General features: G+C 41.0%; 2 protein-coding genes. Both read left to right on the top strand.

Annotated features, from left to right (window positions below; all coding sequences use genetic code 11):
* Window positions 1–508 (top strand): RHS repeat-associated core domain-containing protein (locus LXM55_RS32295; RefSeq protein WP_233324189.1); only part of this gene is annotated, 508 nt, incomplete at its 5' end.
* Between the two features lies 1 nt (window position 509).
* Complete coding sequence (locus LXM55_RS32290) at window positions 510–1,223, top strand: hypothetical protein (protein ID WP_233324188.1); 714 nt, start codon at window positions 510–512, stop codon at window positions 1,221–1,223.
* Window positions 1,224–1,311: the final 88 nt, after the last annotated feature.

The raw sequence follows: 1,311 nt of genomic DNA, 5'->3' as shown, positions 1-1,311 counted from the left end.
ACATCGGTACTACGATCCGGAGACGGCGCAGTATTTGAGTCCGGATCCGATAGGACTCGCGGGTGGGGTTCGGCCGCAGGGGTATGTGCATAACCCGAATAGTTGGGTTGATCCGCTGGGATTGGCAACATGCCCAAAAGAAGCCGCAGCGAAAATCACAGAAAATGCCTCAAATGGGAAAATTCGGCGAGGAAAGGACTATCACGGGAGATTGGGGCATGATACTGAGCTGGACATCCTTAGTAGTCCAGAAAACATCTATCAAGCCAAAAATGGAAATTTAATATTCCACAAAGATGGGAACATTGTTGTAACTCATGGTAAGGGCGGGGCTCAAGGCAACGTAATTACTAGTTATGGTCAAGGAGGTCCGCGAGGTGAAAGTGGAGCTGCCATCTATGGAGGTGCACCTTCTGATCCCGGAATGCCGATAACGTCTGAAATGATTACATCAGGAAACATCCCCAAACCGAATGGTGGCTTTCTACCCCCTGCAACGAAGATATAACATGCTTAATATTTCATGTATGAAAATTAAAACTTCCCCCCTACCTCAAACCACCTATAAAGATTTCAGAATAAAGTATGTCTTCGGGGGAAACTCATCGATTATCTCCATTTCAAATGGAAAATCAGGTATTGGCTCTGAACATTGGATTTCCGAAAACTCAGAGCTTTTTTTGTTTAGTGCCGATGGTAATCTTGCAAGATCCGAACTCTCTATTCCCAATCGAAATATAAAAAACACTTTAATTGATGGCTCATCTTACTGGGGCGAATTAACACTTAAAAACCCAAAACCTTTTTTGCTGGAGCCTACAAAACTAAGAAACTTTAATGCAATAAGAAAAGAACTGACCTGCTTAAATTTCACCCCTTCATCCAACGTTGACTACATATATATAAAAAAAGATTTTTGCTTTATTTTTTCAGAAAATAAATATTGCGGATACCGATTAAAAAACCCAATTCGTTACCTTTGCGAGTCAGCTAGCGAAAACTTAGACTTGGTCAAAGAACCGAATCATGCAGAGTACTGCCTAATGGAAAAATACTTATCAATCATGTCAGACAATAGACTTGACGAGCTAAACCAGAATATGGAGCCACTGGTTTTGGAGTTGAGTAAAAAAATATCGCCTCACCTTATATCTATACGGTGCGACCGTAGGCGAAGAGTTATCAAAAAAACAATAATCGATTTATTGGATTTTTATTTATGACTAAAAACAAATAAATTTATAACTATCAGTTTAAGCGCGTGCGACATCCAGCGCAGCAGTACGGCCGGGTTCAATCTACAACAGGCCA

This window comes from Pseudomonas sp. Au-Pse12 (genome assembly GCF_021341665.1).
Taxonomy (GTDB): domain Bacteria; phylum Pseudomonadota; class Gammaproteobacteria; order Pseudomonadales; family Pseudomonadaceae; genus Aquipseudomonas.
This window is presented reverse-complemented; position numbering and strand designations above follow the sequence as displayed.